17 protein-coding genes and 1 pseudogene are annotated in these 16,753 nt (G+C 56.0%); 1 reads left to right on the top strand and 17 read right to left on the bottom strand.

Features of this window, described 5'->3' with window-relative positions:
- Positions 1-51: 51 nt before the first annotated feature.
- From radC to AYR47_RS02355, 17 genes and pseudogenes are all read right to left on the bottom strand, one after another.
- A complete protein-coding gene (gene radC, locus AYR47_RS02430) occupies positions 52-546 on the bottom strand; it encodes a RadC family protein (protein ID WP_061434141.1) in 495 nt (164 codons plus the stop codon).
- Positions 547-646: 100 nt separating this feature from the next.
- Positions 647-904, bottom strand: a complete 258-nt coding sequence (locus AYR47_RS02425; RefSeq protein ID WP_061434139.1) for a hypothetical protein — start codon at positions 902-904, stop codon at positions 647-649.
- 71 nt (positions 905-975) lie between these two features.
- Positions 976-1,557, bottom strand: a complete 582-nt coding sequence (locus tag AYR47_RS02420; protein WP_061434137.1) for an STY4534 family ICE replication protein — start codon at positions 1,555-1,557, stop codon at positions 976-978.
- An 897-nt stretch (positions 1,558-2,454) separates the two neighbouring features.
- Positions 2,455-4,422, bottom strand: coding sequence for a DNA topoisomerase III (locus AYR47_RS02415; RefSeq protein ID WP_061434135.1), 1,968 nt, complete (start codon positions 4,420-4,422; stop codon positions 2,455-2,457).
- A 225-nt stretch (positions 4,423-4,647) separates the two neighbouring features.
- Positions 4,648-5,118, bottom strand: a complete 471-nt coding sequence (locus AYR47_RS02410) for a single-stranded DNA-binding protein (RefSeq protein ID WP_061434133.1) — start codon at positions 5,116-5,118, stop codon at positions 4,648-4,650.
- Positions 5,115-5,633, bottom strand: a complete 519-nt coding sequence (locus AYR47_RS02405) for a DUF3158 family protein (RefSeq protein WP_061434131.1) — start codon at positions 5,631-5,633, stop codon at positions 5,115-5,117. The genes AYR47_RS02410 and AYR47_RS02405 overlap by 4 nt, the downstream gene beginning before the upstream one ends.
- Positions 5,630-6,385 (bottom strand): PFL_4669 family integrating conjugative element protein, encoded by a 756-nt coding sequence (locus AYR47_RS02400; RefSeq protein WP_061434128.1) that lies wholly within the window; start codon positions 6,383-6,385, stop codon positions 5,630-5,632. The genes AYR47_RS02405 and AYR47_RS02400 overlap by 4 nt, the downstream gene beginning before the upstream one ends.
- A 219-nt stretch (positions 6,386-6,604) precedes the next feature.
- Positions 6,605-7,795: an STY4528 family pathogenicity island replication protein gene (locus AYR47_RS02395; protein WP_061434126.1), complete on the bottom strand. Its 1,191-nt coding sequence runs from the start codon at positions 7,793-7,795 to the stop codon at positions 6,605-6,607.
- On the bottom strand, positions 7,792-8,340 hold the full coding sequence (locus tag AYR47_RS02390) for a DUF2857 domain-containing protein (protein ID WP_061434124.1): 549 nt from the start codon (positions 8,338-8,340) through the stop codon (positions 7,792-7,794). The genes AYR47_RS02395 and AYR47_RS02390 overlap by 4 nt, the downstream gene beginning before the upstream one ends.
- Positions 8,337-9,923, bottom strand: a complete 1,587-nt coding sequence (locus AYR47_RS02385; RefSeq protein WP_061434122.1) for a ParB family protein — start codon at positions 9,921-9,923, stop codon at positions 8,337-8,339. The genes AYR47_RS02390 and AYR47_RS02385 overlap by 4 nt, the downstream gene beginning before the upstream one ends.
- A gap of 14 nt (positions 9,924-9,937) precedes the next feature.
- Positions 9,938-10,147 (bottom strand): hypothetical protein, encoded by a 210-nt coding sequence (locus tag AYR47_RS02380; RefSeq protein ID WP_061434120.1) that lies wholly within the window; start codon positions 10,145-10,147, stop codon positions 9,938-9,940.
- Positions 10,148-10,229: 82 nt separating this feature from the next.
- A complete protein-coding gene (locus tag AYR47_RS02375) occupies positions 10,230-11,072 on the bottom strand; it encodes a ParA family protein (RefSeq protein ID WP_061434118.1) in 843 nt (280 codons plus the stop codon).
- Positions 11,073-11,076: 4 nt separating this feature from the next.
- Complete coding sequence (locus AYR47_RS02370; RefSeq protein ID WP_061434116.1) at positions 11,077-11,307, bottom strand: AlpA family transcriptional regulator; 231 nt, start codon at positions 11,305-11,307, stop codon at positions 11,077-11,079.
- 119 nt (positions 11,308-11,426) lie between these two features.
- The gene (locus AYR47_RS02365; RefSeq protein WP_237142528.1) at positions 11,427-12,095 is read right to left on the bottom strand and encodes a hypothetical protein; all 669 of its coding nucleotides are present in this window, start codon (positions 12,093-12,095) and stop codon (positions 11,427-11,429) included.
- A 461-nt stretch (positions 12,096-12,556) separates the two neighbouring features.
- Positions 12,557-13,273, bottom strand: coding sequence for a methyl-accepting chemotaxis protein (locus AYR47_RS33295; RefSeq protein ID WP_420492056.1), 717 nt, complete (start codon positions 13,271-13,273; stop codon positions 12,557-12,559).
- Between the two features lie 195 nt (positions 13,274-13,468).
- Positions 13,469-13,513: pseudogene (locus AYR47_RS33290) on the bottom strand (hypothetical protein); the annotation flags it as partial.
- Positions 13,514-14,813: 1,300 nt separating this feature from the next.
- The gene (locus AYR47_RS02355) at positions 14,814-15,701 is read right to left on the bottom strand and encodes a LysR family transcriptional regulator (RefSeq protein ID WP_061434114.1); all 888 of its coding nucleotides are present in this window, start codon (positions 15,699-15,701) and stop codon (positions 14,814-14,816) included.
- A 143-nt stretch (positions 15,702-15,844) separates the two neighbouring features.
- On the opposite strand from AYR47_RS02355, the gene AYR47_RS02350 reads away from it, so the two are divergent.
- Positions 15,845-16,690: a transporter substrate-binding domain-containing protein gene (locus AYR47_RS02350; RefSeq protein WP_061434112.1), complete on the top strand. Its 846-nt coding sequence runs from the start codon at positions 15,845-15,847 to the stop codon at positions 16,688-16,690.
- Positions 16,691-16,753 lie beyond the last annotated feature (63 nt).

Here is a 16,753-nt window from a genome sequence, read left to right as displayed (position 1 = left end):
AGGGTTCTCCAGGATGAAAATGAACCAGGCGCCCGAAGGCGCCTGTAAGGGTTAAAGCCAGCCATGTTCGGCAAGGGAGAGCGGACGACCTTCACCCACGATGAAGTGATCCAGTACGCGCACTTCGATCAAGGCCAAGGCCTCCTTCAACCGTGCGGTCAAGACGCGATCCGCCTGGCTGGGTTCCGTACAACCTGAGGGGTGGTTGTGAACAAAAATGACGGCCGCAGCGTTATGCGCGAGGGAGCGCTTAACGACCTGGCGGGGGTAAACGCTGGCTCCATCAATGCTGCCGTGAAAGAGGACTTCGAATGCCAGCACGCGGTGTCTGGCATCGAGAAAGATCACACCAAAGACTTCATGCTCTTGTTGCGCAAGGTGCAGTTTTAGGTATGAGGCCACAGCGTCAGGCGACGTCAGGTTAGGGCCGCGGGCGAACAGCCGACGATCCAGAATATGCAGCGCTTCGTCGATCACCTGGTTTTCGTGAGCGATACGATCAGCCTCGAAATCCGAGGTTTCAATCCGTGCGAGTCGGGTGCTCATGGTGGTACCTCCGAAGGGAACAATCAGGGGTACACGCCCGAGGGAAGTGGTGTCCCCGGGGTGGGTGTGGAGTCGCGGGCGCTAGCCGTTGGCGCGCTGTTTACAGCCGGGTGAATCGGTGGCGTTGGCCGTGTAGGTGTGAGCCACAACCGTCGCAGGGCAATGGGGAAAAGGCTTTTATTCCCCAGCCGGCGTTGGAATCGAAGTCGGCACTGATGGGCATTAAGCGAACCAGTGCTCGATGGATGCCGGCGATGCGTTTCTCAATTTCATCCGTCGTGTAATAGAGCGATAACGTGCTGTAGTCCTCGTAAGCCGCAGCGAACAGGCAGTCGTCGCAAAGCCAGAAGGATTCCATGTGGGTTCTCCTGTGCGGATTGAAGAAAAGGCGCTCGACGGAGCGCCTTGATGAGGAACATCGCGGACTGTTCAGGCGGACCGAACGGTTCGGGTGGCATCACGACGAGCCGTGCTTGGAGCAAGTGCAGATTCAGGTTCGACCTGAGCTTCTGTTGGGCTTTCGAACTCCTCAGCCTCGGCCTCAGCCGATGTTGGGGATGGCTCACTGGTTGGCGCTTGCTCAGCAGGTGCTGTTGCTTGCTGCCTGGCGGGCGCTTTGTACTCGACCGTGCCGTTGACCTTGATCCAGTCGATGAACAGCAACCGACCTTTCAGGCTGGCGCCCGGTTGGCCTTGTTTATCGCCTTTCTCGTAGAGAAACGGATCGATCCACAGATCGCCGATACGGAACGACAGCAAGACCTTTTTCTCGGCTTTGACGGCGTCCATATAGAGACGAATCAAGCGTTCAGCTTCACCCCCAGCGACTTTGCAGTCGAAGCGGGTGTACTCCACCGCATCAGTGGCGCCGTGCAGGGCTGCGATATCGCAGGCCATGAATGGCTGGCCGCGGCGGACTTGTACTTCACGAACACGGTTGAGGTAGCCGATACCGACGGTGTGGAGATTGAAGTAAGTGGTCGCTTCTTGGGAGTGGTTGGCGTGGGCCATGGTAGTTCTCCTGTTTCAAGGAAAACGGCGACGCACAATCCCTTACGGGGAAGTGAGCCCCCGTCAGGGTGGGTAAGGTGAAGGCAAGCGATGAACGACTCGCCACCGGCAAGCCGATGGCGATCAGAACGATGCGCCTTGGGGGACTAGCGGTGCAGCAGAGGAGCGTCTGCGGTTGTGATCCGCAGGCATGGGGGAGTGGGCATTCATCACCGCTGAAGCGGTAATCGTACAAGCTTCCGAACGCTGATTGCACTTGGGTGAACCACCACGAACGTGGCGTAACCTTGAAGGTTCTGGCTACCTGGGCTGGGCTGTCAACGACAGCGAACCACGCCTTTTGTATAAGCCTGTCACAGGGAAGCGTCAAGACGCTGCAACCCGATTTTTTAAGGCCGGAATACAGTGGCAGTCACTGGATTGAAGAAAGTGAAGAGTGGGCCTGGCGGGGTGCCAGGCGTGGAAGAGAAAAGCCACCTCTGGCGGTCCTCCGCAGTCGACTAGCGCCTCGCATCACTTGGTTGAACTGCGCAATGATTCGCCAACCGACCCTTGTCGTGGCTTGGGTCGGAACGTGCTGGCACGCATCCGCGCACAAAAGGTGCCCGGTGTTTCCCCGGCGGGCTCCGGGGCTGAATACGATCGCCGAAGCGGATGACCGCTATTGCCGGGTTGAGGCAACAGCGGTCATCCGCCACCACGATCAGGTCGAGCATAAAACGGGAAGTAAATTCCGCAGAAAAGAAGGCTCCGAACTCTAGGAGTCCGACCGAGCTACCCGGAGCAAATCGGTCTTGGGTCGCCGTTGGCGATGATCCTGAGGCACTACAGCAGAGAGGGTGGGACGACGTCAAGGCAGAGAACTCACCGTTCTCATGATGATCGTCTCATGGCACATCATGAGCGACGCGTATCTTTACTGATTGACACAGTGCCCTTGCAATCCGGATAGCGGGAGCATGACCAGAACGGTCCTGATTTCCCCTTTCGCTTGAGCATTGAGGCGTTGCACATGGGGCAGCCCGGGCTCGTTTCGACCGCTATTGCCAAAGTGAGCGAGCGGCCGTGTGCGACCAACTGCGCGATCCAGTTCGCCTGCTTGGCAACGAATGCATCCAGGGTCAGGCGTCCCGCTTCGATTTCGTCCAGCGCCTGTTCCCAGATGGCGGTCATACCCGGATCTGCGACTGCTGCCGGTACCGCCTCGATCAGGGTATGGGCCGCGGCGGAGGCCATTAAGGCGCGTTTTTTCTTCAGCAAATAACCGCGATCAATCAATCCCTTGATGATGCCGGCTCGCGTGGCTTCAGTACCGATACCGGTGGTGTCCCGAAGTTTCTGTTTCAGTCGTGGGTCGTTGACCAGCTTGGCGACGTTTTTCATCGCCTTGATCAGATCACCCTCGGTGAGAGGTTTGGGAGCAGCAGTGCGCATGGACTTGAGTTTGACGTCATCCACTGCGCACTGAGTACCCTGTTGCAAGACGGGCAATACTTGGGACTTGTGGCTGGTCTCATCGTCCTCGGTGTTGTCGGAGAGCAAGCCTTTCCAGCCCTGGACCAGGATCTGTTTACCAACAGCGGTCAATCGTTCTTCGCCACACTTCAGTTCGACCTGGGTCCGATCAAACTCATGACGCGGAAGAAATTGCGCGAGGTAGTGGCTACGAATCAGTTCGTAGACATGGCGTTCTTGTTCGGACATCCGCGCCAGGTTTGCGGGCTCGGTGGTGGGAATGATGCCGTGGTGCGCGGTGACCTTGGCATCGTTCCATACGCGGGCGCGCAATGATCGATCGAGGCTCCCGAATGCAGGTCTGAGTGCAGGATCCGTTTTGAGCAGGGCATCGAGTACCGCGGGTGCCTCGTTGAACATACTCTCTGGCAAATAGCGGCAATCGCTGCGCGGGTAGGTGGTGGCTTTGTGGGTTTCATACAGGGCTTGGGCGATGTTCAGGGTTTCCTGGACACCGAGTCCCAGCTTACGCGAGCAGACTTCTTGCAACGTGCTCAGGTCGAAGGGCAGGGGCGGCGGTTCTCGGAACTGCTCAGTCTGCAACGAGAGTACCGTGGCGGACTTCTCGCCGGTGATTGTTTGGACCGCGTGATGGACAAGCGCCTGTTGCAGGCAACGCCCCGACTCGTCCCGTCCTGAGCATGGTGGTAACCACGACGCGATGAATCGCTGGCCCATCGACGATAGGTGCACGTCAACGTTCCAGTAAGGCACCGGGACGAAGCTGGCAATCGCACGATCCCGATCGACCACCAGACGTAAGGTGGGTGTCTGGACGCGCCCCACTGACAAAACGCCGTCGTAACCTGCTCGCCGACCGAGAAGGGTAAACAAACGACTCAGATTCATGCCGATCAGCCAGTCAGCGCGGCTGCGGGCGAGGGCTGAATGGTAGAGCGGGAAGGTCTCATGATTAGATTTAAGCGAGGACAGGGCTTTGCGAATCGACGCCTCGTTGAGGGCGGACAACCAGAGGCGCTGAACGAGGCCTCGATACCTGCAGAGTTCCAGCAGCTCGCGGGCGATCATTTCACCTTCGCGATCGGCGTCGGTCGCGATGACAACACTTGAGGCTTCACTCAGCAGGCGTTTGATGATTTTGAACTGCGCGGCGGTCTTGGGTTTGACCTCGACCTGCCACTGCACGGGAATGATCGGTAGATGATCCAGCGACCAGGATTTGTACTGAGCACCATAAGCTTCAGGTGGGGCCGTCCCCAGCAGGTGACCGATACACCAAGTGACGGTTGAGTCGGTGCCGATCAGGCAACCGTCACCACGCCGAGTGGCCCCGAGCACCTTGGCGATGTCACGACCTTGGGACGGTTTCTCGCAGAGGAAGAGACGCATAGAGCTGCTCCGGATTGGTTTCGGAGCAGCGTTGTTTGAAGTAGCACGGGCGAGATATGAGAAACCTGAATGGCAGGTTCCTCATATTAGTCGGTGAGGGCAGCTTTGAATGGGCGAGGCTGCTACCTTGTTGTAGCGTGGGTAACAGGGCGGGTCTTCACGAACAGCGAGTAATAACTGGTCGGCAACTTCGCGCAAAGGCGCAATTTTTATGCCTAAGCTCTGTTAGGCCTTAGGTGGCGGCGCTTTGCGCTTGCTGGGCTTCGACACAGTTGAAGTGGTTTGCTCGGTATTTTGCCCGACGTGTTTCGTGGCTGCTGACTGCTCACTGGATCGTTCCCGCATGATCACGCCGTGTACCCTGTGAGGCAGGACACCGACTCGACGGGCCTCGATCTTGAAGGTCACCCGCGCGTTATCTTCGCTGTCCTCCCACTCATCGCGCACGGTACGACCTTCAACCAGGACGCGCATGCCTTTCTGGTACAGCGTGCTCCAGTGCTCAGCCTCTCGGTGCCAGAGCTCAACCGGCGCCCAATAACCGCCCCGATCTTCATAGTTACCCTCGCGTGGCACGGGGTTGTCGAAGTACACATTCAGCCGTAGTAAACGCCGTGGCTCGTCATTGCCTGATGGAAATTCCTGGAACTCTGGCGCACTGCCGATATTGCCTTCGCCAACGAAAAAAGTACTCATCGTGATACCTCCATTGCGGGTGTGAACTGGCGCAGCAGCTGTTCAGCGCTAGCCATTTTGATTGCGCAGGTCGTGGCCTGGCGGTAGAGCGAATGCACGACGCTCATCTGTAGGTTCAGTGCAATGCGCTCGCATTCGAAACGGTGCAATCTCTCGCGTACGATCTGCGACAAGGCTTTGTTGCAGACCTGGCGCTCCCAGACTACAACCCCCATACGGGCAAAATCACGGGTGCGCCAACGCAAAAAGGTGCTGCCGGCGCTGGTGTTCTGCAGCACCAATCGGATATCCAGCAGTGAGTAAGGGGGCTGTCCGGCCTGCTGCACCACGGCCTCCATCAGGTGGCATAATTGCGCCTCGATTTCCCTCGCCACCTGCGCCAGGTGCTCCAACTCCCCCTTACCCTTAAAGGGCTTTAAAAGGCCTTTTAGGGAGGCTGCGTGTTCAAGCTGTCGATAGGCGTCCTGTGTCAGCGCTTCGAAGGGCATTGGTTGAGCCGGGATCATCGGATTCATGCTTCGTCCTCCGGCTCATTCACTGTCGCAGACGACGCTCCCACGTCCTCTGCCAACGCGTCGGCGTCATCCACTGCCACCGCACCACGGCGAGTGATTGGCGGCGCGAACTGGGAGCGCCGATGACCCTCCAGGATGTCCATCGGGGGCAAACCCATTTTCTCGATGGCCGCAATGGCACGGGCGTTGTTCGCCGCCATATCATCGCGTGTGACGCCGGCATGCCGATAACGCTGGGCCTGGCCGAATAGGCTGCGCAGCAGATGGGCGCCATCATCGATCCAGGCTTCCATGTCCCTGCGACCGATCAAGGCGGTGTGATGCGACAACAGGGTTCGGCGTACAAGAGTGTCGTAGTCGGTCAGCAGGTAGACCGCCAGAAAACCCAGCTGGCTGCCGATGTACAACGGCAAGGTGACGGGGTGGATGTTGAGGTTGTCGCTCATGTCGATCTGTGTCGGCAGATCTTGTCTGATTCGGTCCAGCTGTTGGGTCAGTTCCAGCATCCCAGCTTTTGCCTGCATCAGCTTTTCTTCGAGTTGCACGATGGCCCAGTCGGCATAGGGATCGTCCTGGGCCGAGGTTTGTTTGATCAGGTTGGTGACACTGATGTAGCCGGCCATGCCCATGATCGAGTGGACGCCTTCACGTGCGGCCCGACCTTGCCAGATACGGGCGGCGTGGTGGGTGTGCAGGGTCAGGGTGATGCTGCTGCGCAGTGAACCCAGGTTGAGTTGATAGTGATCGGCCACGGTGTTGTCTTCGCATAGGCTTGGACGGAAACGTTGCGACAGATGAGGGTTAAGGACAGCCGAAAAGTTGAATGCGGTCTGTTCGGTTTGGTTTAAGAGGGTTAACTATGGAGACGTCAGTGGGAGGAGATGTCCCGGCTTTTCCCTAAAAGTTTCATAGTTTGGTCCGATGTGTTCGTAGAGTGGAACTCCATGGATTTGATGCCACTGGCATCAAATCTACTGACGTCCACCGCGTTTGCCACGCAGTTGGCGCAGCTCATTCAGGCACGCTTGGGCGAGGGCGGATGCGGGTTCGCCCTGTTTTCGAATGGGGCGCGAGGGGGTTGGTGCAGGCGGTTCTGCAATGGGTGACGGTTCGGCCTGACCTGCCCAAGGACGAAAGTCACCTTTCAGCGCACGCTGGATCAGACCCATCAGATACGCCGCTGGCTTGCGGATACCGCCGGCCGAACAGCGTGCCCCCGCTTCGTTGAGCACCGCTTGCCGGTCCCCTAACTTGAGCTTGTTCAGCGCCATGGCGACGGCCTGACGCTCGCTTGGGCTCAGGTGCAGCGGAGTGGGCCAGTGCAGGTTATCCACAGCTTGGGTCGCGCGCGGTACTGTACAAATACTTTCTTTTAATACAGTACAGGCGGCGTTCGGATTCCGAACGGTGCCGGAAACACTGGCGTTCAGACTCGGTTCGGAATCCGAACACGGGCCTGCACGATTCCGAACGAGGGCATCTTCCCCTCGTTCGGAATCGTGCAGAGTGGCATCGGTTGCCGGATCCAATCCTTGCTGCGCCCAAAGTTCGCCCCAACTGTCGAGCCGCGTCGGTAACCGATCCCGATCGATATTCGTGTCTTGGCGGACTTCCTCCGCAACGTGCTGGGCGACAATACGTACCGCCTTGGTGGCATGACCGAGGGCATGTCCGACCAGCGCCAGGTAATTCTGATCCAGTTCCATGGCTTCGGCGGGGGTTAATGGCTCATCGTGCAGAACGTACAGCGAACCTGCAAGACGTCCGCTGAGCTGATCGCGTCCGCGACTCACCAAACTGAGCCAGCGCGTCAACCTGAGCATCGTCAACACCCGAGCAATGGTTTCACGGGAGGCTGACGCACCGTAGGGCACGCTTGATAGGTAAGGCTGCAAATCCTCATAGCGCGGTGTGACCACGCCCTGACCGTGCAGCATGAGCCGAAACACCTGCCAGGCATTCCGTTCCAATGGCGTCAGCCGACTATCCAACAGCAGCCGACGTGGCACGACTTCGTGAGATTGGCCACTGAACAAAAAGCTCGCCTCCAGGGCCTGGTTGGAGGGATGTTCAGTGGTAGGGCGAGTGGGCCAGCGGTCACTCAGCTGCTGAGTGCATTGCTGCAGGACACGCTGCCAGCGACTCGTCGAGGCGGTACTCATGTTTCTTTGCTGTAGTGGTCGATTTGCTGCCAAACGATGGTCAAGCTGATCTGTTGCTCCTCCGCCAGCATCATCATGGCGTCGAGCTGATCCTCCGTACCGTCCTGAGCGCGTAGCTGGCACCATCGCTGCCACAGCGCATGCTCCTGCGCTTCGCTCAAATGCTGAGGGCGGCCCTTACGGGTATCTATCTTGAGTAGACGTCGGCGCAGGGCAGTTTCCGAATGCGCCAAGCCAAAGCATTGATACATGATGGTGCTGCTGGCGCCGAGCTTGAGCGCGCGGTTGATCAAGCGCTCGTTCTGCTCGTCGCGTTCGGCTTGCTCGATCAACCGATGCAGTACCGGCGAGTCAATCTTGATTTCAACCCAGGGGACGGTGGCATGGGCCAGGCGTGACAGCGTGGTGGGCGGTAAGGATTGCAACAGATAGATGTCGTCCTCACCCAGTCCGAGTGCTTTGCAGCGTTGCAGATTACCCAGGCGCAGCTCATGCAGTACCTGAGTCAGCATGGCCTGGTTGAGCACATTGAAGGACAGGTTCATGGCAGCTCCTTCGGTGAGTCATCTTCAGGGGTAAGCGTTAAGTCGATCAGACGCCGGGCTAAACGAATCAGCCGATACAGCTTGATGAGCAGACTGTCGGGCAGTCGCTCCAGACCCACATCCATGGCGGGACGACCTGTGAGCGGAAGTTGGTAAACCCCCAGCAACACCTGGCCGAACAGAGCAGAGGGCAGTTGCTTGCGATCGTCCCAGTTCACGTCGTCTTGAGCGCGCAACAGGGCCAGGAGCAGCAGGTGAATGCTGGTCGCGCGAGGTGTCGTCAGATCAAGTCGCTCAATGTTGAGGGCGAAGCCCAAGCCAAGTGGCTGATCAATGACGCTCTCGGGATATCCAGCATAGGCCGCCATTTCCCGCGCCAGCGTGGCAATGGCGGATCGCAGTTGTTCGGGGCTATCCAGTGCTGGTGCGATGGTCCAGATGTGGTCGTTCGCATAAGTGTCGACCGAAGATGCTGCGTCGGTGGCGGTCTCGCGATCGATCTGTTCGCGGATCTGTTGAACGCGTGATGGAGGGCTGACCACAGATGCGACATCCGTTTCTGGTGGTGTGAGCGCTTCCTCTCGCGTTGTTTCGGCCTGGGTTCTGGTCTCGGGTGATTGGGGACGGGATTCAGAGGAGGGCGATCTTGCCGCAGCTTCTTCAACGCTCAGCAGATGGCTGTTCTCTGAAGGCGTGGTGACAACAACGCCAGGCGTCGAGATGACCCGTCGGGTATCGGTTAGCTCCAGGGCCAACATACGGTAGGACTGTCCGAGCAAGTGGCTCATGCGTTCGAGCAGCTGATCCTGGAGCTGCTCAAGATCGAAGGACTCGGGGTCGGTATCGAAGTCACCCAAGGTCTCGAACCAAAAATCGGCGAACGCAATGGTGACGGTTGGATAACGATTCCAGGTTCGTTCTGCCTGGCTGCGTAGGCCGATCAGGCGTTCGATCTGGGGCTTACCCAATCCGGCATACAGGGTTTGTGGAATCGCGGGCAGTAAGTGTTCGAGAGTGTCCAGCATCCGGCTGATGTGCGGCTGCGAAATCGGATAGCCTCCAGCGGCAAGATGTCGTGCCAGTTCCCGTTGTGAGAACACAGCTCCCTCTGCTTCGAGCATGGTTTTGAGTTTGGCTATCGCCAGAGCCCGCTCGATGAAAGTGAGTTGGCCGTGCAGATCGCTTTCAGCCAGATGGCCGAGTAGGGCGGTGATTTCATTGGTCCAAGGTCGGAACAGGCAATGAATGCGAAAGAAGTGCTCGTCGCGAGTTTCCTGCCACAGTTCGCCGAGAATCGCCAAGCGCGTATTGCCGCCGTTGCGGATGATGAAATAGGTTTCACCCGGCCGTCGGGTAATCGGTGGCGGTTGATCCAGCCCGCGTTCACGGATCGAAGCCTTGATATCTTCGTATAGCGGATTACGGATGAAGCGCGGGTTGTGTTCGTAGGGCCGCAACTGCTCAAGAGTGACCAGCATCGGCGTGTCAGTAAGTGGATCGGACAGCCGCTCCAGTTCTGGACCTCGAGGGAAATGGTCCTGGTGCAGCTTATCGGTGATCTGCTCCTGACTGAGCTTCTTCATCGGAACAACCTCCGTTAACGCGGGTTGCGCAAATGGTCACCGACCTCGAACTTGACGATCTCGGCAGTCTCCGAACCTTCCAAGTGGCGGGAAAGTTCTGAGAGGAGCCAACCCATGGCCGAGCGCCCACCTTGCAGGCGAAAGACCACGGTGCAGTACTCTTCGCAAGGTGGGTAGTGTGGTCGAATGGATGGGTGAACGATGATGGGGCGTTGATTCAACATCAAAAGACTCCTTGCCAAACGCTGTTGACAGCAAGGTCGATAAAGAATGATTGGGTGAGAAATACCGGCTTGGCGATTCGTCTCATTGAGCCTCCACGTATCTGCTCACCGTAGAGATCGCTTCGCGCCATTCCGGAAACAACTCGATGGCCAGCGCTTGCATGGTTTCCAGCGCTGTTGGCGAGCGTCGTTTGCGTGACTGACGCATCTCGATTCGGTGGGCCGGTAGGCCGAGGGAGGCGGCGTTGAGGTACGCCACTCGGTCTGGAACTACAGTGTCTAAAATCGATATGTGGGTAGCCCCAGCGAAGGTCTCGTGCAGGCCACGGATGATCATCCGGGTGTCCATTCGAATGGCATTCACCTGGTTCAGTAGCAGTCGCAAAGGGGGCGGTGAAATGCCCAGGTGGCGGAATGGTTCGAGTTCGCTTAGTAGCTTCAAGGTGCCACGCTGCAATTCGCGGGCGGCGAGCATTTCCGGCGTGATGGGAGAGAGGGCGAGGTCGGAGGCCAGGATGGCCATCTCCAGCAGCACGCTACGCGCACCTTGGGTGTCGATCAAAAGCAGATCGTAACGGGGACGGAAGTTGTCGAGCAGATTGAACAGCCGTAATCGCCCCTCGGGGGCATGCAGCAACAAGGTGCTCAACCGGCCTTGATCATCGTTGGAGAAGATCAGGTCGAGTCCCGTGATAAGTGTCTTGGAAATAATCTGCGCAGGCGTAGTTAGGTTGAGTGCGAGGAGCTCGTACGCACCGGCATCAGCCTTCTGGCTCAAGGCGTAATAGCTGGAGAGGGTGGGTTGGCTATCCAGATCCAGTAGCAGGACGCGTAGGCCTGCGTCAGCCAAAAGGCCGCCGAGGTTGGCGGTCACCGTGGTCTTGCCCACGCCACCTTTAGTGGAGACCACCGATACCACACGCATGACATCAGGCCTGCTGGCCTAAGCGCTCAGCAACCCACTGCTCAATTTCCAGCGAGTCCCAGCCGACTGCACGCAATCCAATGCGTTTAGCTTGAGGGAATTTACCTTCTTTCATCAGGTTGTAGATGTGAGCCCGCTTGAAGCCGGTTTTTCGTTCGACTTCTTCGCGCCGCATGATGTAGCGTTCGGGTGATGGCTGACGCTGAAATGTGTCGGTGGTTGTTTGGGATTGCATGGTCGTCATTCCTTGGCGCCGGATAGCGCAAATTGGGAAGAGACCTGAATTCAAAAACAGAAAAGTCCGGCAGTCATTGCACTACAATCGTACCTATTGCAGTGCAATGACTGCCGGACTTATGTTCGGAAAAGGCTCCGTCGGGCGGCGGCGAATTTTTCGTCGAGAGAGCGTTTGCTCAAACCTGGAGTGCCTTCAAAGTGTGCAGTGATTGAGTCAACGATAGCGGCTTGGCTATCGAATACCGAGTTGGGTTTTCCGGCGGGTGAGGATCCAAGGAGGGTTTCGAGCAAGGCGCCGATTACATGCTGATATCCAGTTTCGCTACGCTCGCTGAGCTTACCTTGTGCCTTAACGAGTGCGCGTAAGCTTTCCCGTTCCAAGCCGATAGCCTTGAGTTCTTCAAGGAGCTCACGAAGGGCGGCGTCACTCGCTTTGAGCTCCACCTCCAGCGCCTCTCGGTCAGCTCGCAACGTGAGGTAAGTACCAAAGCTGATTTGTTCATTCTCAGCGGGCAGATTTCCAAATAGAAACGCCGGACGCTGATCGGGATAATGATGAAACATCCACCATTTGAGGTCTGTATGCCTGACTGTGAGAAGCCGGCAGTCGATGGGCGTATCTGGTGCTACCGTTACGCCAAAATAACCAAACGGAAGCTCATGGTTGCGCACTGCATCGAAGATTTTTTCGGTGTTGGCGTGAAGGCATGGCCATCGAGGGAACGTCGTGGACAGCACTGCGGGGCAAGCGTTGGCGGAGTCAAGAATTTGAGATTCATGAGCCATAAGATTGCACCAACGTATGGCGGCTTCGATGGGGCGGTAAAATAACTTTGTAAGTGGGTTGAAATTGTTAGATATGCTCACAGCGGCGGCCTCATATCAGGGGGGCAATTCCGCCAGGTTCCGTTTGTATAGCCAATTTTGTGCCCTGGGCGTCCCTGCGGTTACTGTCCCTTGTTTCGTCGATTCGTAATAAATGTACGTCCTGTTTGGAGTGGTGATACGTAGTTTTAGAAGACAGCATGTCTCATGGCAGTGCGACCACGGCAGCTTCAGGTCTGCCATTGACCGCTCGGTGTGTTCTATGTCCATAACGGGATGGGCAAGACGACGATTCCCGTCGTGTGAAGAAGCCGACCACGGTATACCTCGACAAATTAATTCGGTCTGGACTCGGGCGGGGTGTACCTCAGGGGCTGAGATAGTTGGTGCACAAAATTGAGACCTCCCTACCAGCCAACCGATTAGTCTACCCGGAATTTGGAAACCAGTTGATTCAACCTCGACAGCATCTCCGTAACCTGGGCGCTCGCTTGGACCATTCTTTTTGCTTCGAGCGCATTGAACTCGCCATGACCTTTAACGCTGGCGAGACTGGAGTCGACTCCTTCAACCACTTGGCGTTGCTGCTCGGCACCCGTTGCGATCTGAACATTGTTATCGACGATTTCATGGATGCTGGCAGTTATCTTTCTGAAGATCTCCTCGGCGTCTTTCACCCGTTCAACCGTTTCGGATGCAGTGCCCCGGCTCCTATTTATGGTCCGTACAGCGTGCTCTACTTGGGCATGTAGATGGTCGATAACCAGGTAGATCTGCTCTGTGAGCTGATGAGATCTGATCGCTAAGTGGCGTACCTCATCAGCCACTACCGCAAATCCACGGCCCTGCTCACCGGCGCGAGCAGCTTCAATCGCAGCATTCAATGCGAGCAAATTGGTCTGCTGGGAAACGCTTTTAATCATGGCAAGTGATTTGGTGATTTCCTGGCTCTGGACTGAGACGCCCTGTATCGCCTGGGTAGCATCTTCAAGCTCATGAAACAGTTTAGATATCCCAGACACAGCATGACTCACCTGGACTTGACCTTCTCGACACCGCTCGCCAGCGCCGTTTGCGCTTTTTGAGGTCGTCAGTGAGTAGCGGCTTACCTCTTGGGCGCTGATCACCAACTGGCTCATCGAGGTCGTGACTGCGTCGAGTTCAGTAGCTTGGCGGCTTACTCCTGAGAGACTTACAGACGCGCCTGAACTTAGTGCTTGAGCCTGCGTGGTCGTGGTGGAAGTGGAATGGACTATCTGTGTGACCAGGGTGGCCAAGGCCATTCGCATGGTGTTGAAGTGAGCTGCCAATTGCCCGAGCTCATCTCTGGCTTCTGTACTGACTTCCAGACGTAGGTCGCCTGCCGAGAACACCTCCATGGCACGGCTGAGGTCAGCTACGGCTTGTTTCACTGAGATGAAGAAGCCCGCGAATAGGTAGAAAATCAGCATCGTGATGAACAGTATCCCGACAGCCACGACCAGAAGTTGGCGGTAAGCGTTCTCTGCACGAACGTTGAGGCGCTCCTTCACCTCGATCAGGCGGCCTTCTATTCCTTGCCGAACAGCCTGGAGAGGCTGGTCGAATGACGATACTTTCTCAAGCCATGTAGCCGTTCGATTTTTATCTACTCCCATCACTGAGGCGTAGGGTGTGATCGCTAATCTATTAAATATCTCAAGTCCTTGGGCGGCTGCTTGATTCGCCTCTGTAGTTTTGTCCGGCGCGACTCCTGGTGCCGGTAAAAACGCTGAAAAGCGATCGCTCTGCGCCAAGAATAGATTTTTTCCCGTCGAATCCAGGTATCCATAAGCCGTGACGTAGCCGGTATAGGATGCACTCTGCGTAAGGACTGAATGCAACGGTAGTAGGCTAGAAAAGATCGTATCCATTGATCGATAAACTACGGAATCGTGGTCCTGCAGAACGCCAGAGCTTGCCGCAACGTGCTTCATGTCAGCTAACATGGATTGCAACGGTATTCTCGCGGTATCGTACAGACGATCCGCGCTCTGATTAGTGAATCGAACGAGTCCTGGATCGACTTTGGTAATTTCTACATTCGGCAATGAAAACTCACTGGAGCTCGACAATCGTGGCATTCCAGATACAGCCGCTGAATTCACTTCAGCTAGGCGAGCAATTATATTTTTAGCGTCAGTATCACCTTTGACCGTCGCTCCAGGGCGTATCATCGCTAGTTGAGCGGCACCAACATAGACTGGTACATAGCCGATCAGTATTTCGAGCCCTTTCTGTTCCCTACGCGCATCAGAATATTCTGCATACAAATCACAAAGCTTGTCAGCAGATAGTGTGAAGAATGGAACCATGAAGACTAATAGGATTAGAAGAAATTTCTTCGCGTAACTGACGCGGTTCATTAGACGAGTTGCTAAGCTGAACATGCTAATGCTCCTGATCGCTAGAGCAGCGGAGAGGGTAATGAGAAACCATTGTTTATTATTGTTGGTAGCAACTGGCTAAGCTAATTTTTCATCACTTTAGTAAGCCGCTCACTCAAAAAGCATAGCAGCAATTAATCGCGGTTTATATATAGCAATTAGTTACCCTTAGCTAAAGTCTTGCTTGTGCAGAGAGCCACGTACGGCCCTCTCCGCCGCGTGCCGGAGGAGTGAGGTGATGAAGTTTGAGAGTAAACGTGGCCTCTGTGATCAATCAGCCATGCATTGCCAGTTGAGCGGCTTGCTGAAGCGCTTGCTCTAACCGGAGGACGGCAGAGCGCTGCGGCTTGTCGACCGGCTTTTCGAAGTAATAGTTGCCGGGACCTGGTGTCTTCGGAATCAGCGGACAAATCACGAGGCCCAAAGACTCTGCCAGCGCATTACAAGCAGGGACTGGACCCACTGCCAGCCCAAGCCCTTGGCTGACCATCATCAGAGCTAGGGGGGTTGTATCAACGGTTTCAAGTCTGAACTGACGACCATGAAGCGGCCCAAAATGATGGTTGAGCAACGCCACCCATCCCATCGCATGGGATGCGACATCAAAGAGTCGGTAAGTCAGGAGATCATCCAACGAACGAATTTTCGCAACATCCTCACTGCGTCCCATCACGACATGAGAGAGCCCCATCAGCCGCAATGGATGGCTCACAAGACGCGCATCCTCACCAAATTTAATACTCAGATCGGGCTCAGCCTTGCGCAGCGAACCCTCCATGATCAATTCAATGCGGATATTAGGGTTCGTCCGCTCGAAATCTGCCAGTACCCGAGGGAGCCAGCTCATTGACATTAGCTGACTAGCAAGCAGGGTAACCTTCTCCACTCTCTGCCTCGAAAAAAGAGAGCCGGCCTTGCTTTCAATAGCTCCCAATGACACCTGGACTGTGGGAAGGAAATCACTGCCTTCAACGGTGAGGGTGATCCGATTCGCCGCTCGCTCAAACAGCGGTCGGCCAAGAGAGGTCTCAAGAGCGAGCACTTGTTGGCTGACTGCAGCACCGGACATGTGCAGTTCCTTACCAGCCCGCGAGAAGCTCTGGTGCCGTGCCGCCGCTTCAAACACGCGGAGCCAATTGAGTGAGGGGATGAGGTTTGCCATTCATTCAGCATAAGCCCAGCTTTCCCTTAGGTCAATTAGATAGTGTCTGTGAAGCGTGTAGGAGCGCTGGTATAGTCGATCCATGGCCCAGTTTGCCTGCCTGCCATTATTCAAGACTCAAACAAAAAGAAAGGAGTTGGGTAATGATTTTTCGTCGTCTGTTGTTAGCTTTAACTATTACGCCGCTGATCGGTGCGGTCAACGCTCAGGTACTGCCTGACCATCTCACGATTGCCACCGAAGGGGCGTATCCTCCGTGGAACTATACAAACGCTGATGGAACTCTCGGTGGTTACGAAATTGAACTTACAAAAGTTCTCTGCGAGAGAATGAAAGTTAAATGCACCGTAATTGCACAAGAGTGGAGTGGCATTATCCCAGGGCTAACGGTTGGCAAATATGATGCGATCATCGCATCCATGGGTGTCACTGAAGAACGCAAAAAAGTTGTCGGATTTTCGAAGCCTTACGCCAAAGCACCCAACGGATTCCTAACTGCACGCGACAATAACCTCAAGGATTTGCCTGATGCCGGCAAATCCTTCGACTTGACCAGCTCCTCCGCTGACGCGAAAGCCGCAATCGACGCGCTCAAAGCCAAGCTGAGCGGCAAGGTCATTGGAGTGCAGACCGGGTCAACCGCTGCGACCTTCGTAGGCCAATATCTGAAAGATCTGGAAGTGCGTGAGTATCCGAATTTCGAGCAGCTCGGTCTGGAACTCGCCTCTGGCCGAATCGATCTGGCAGTTGCTAACGTTACGGCGTTCAAGGCAGCCATCGACGCGAACCCCGACGGCCACCTTGTTTCGACCGGGCCGACTTTCTCCGGTGGCGTTTTGGGCCTAGGCACAACAAATGTGGCCCTGCGTCCTACCGACAGTAATTTGCGCGAAGCGTTTAATGCCGCCATCGCTGCTGTTGATAAAGATGGCACTAACAAAGCTCTTACAGAAAAGTGGTTTGGTGTAGATATATCAATCCACGAATGACTGAAGTCACCCTATCCGCTCGGATAGGGTGACCCCATTTGCGAAAATTATTCGTTTGAACCG

The organism is Pseudomonas azotoformans, assembly GCF_001579805.1.
Classification (GTDB): domain Bacteria; phylum Pseudomonadota; class Gammaproteobacteria; order Pseudomonadales; family Pseudomonadaceae; genus Aquipseudomonas; species Aquipseudomonas azotoformans_A.
This window is presented reverse-complemented; position numbering and strand designations above follow the sequence as displayed.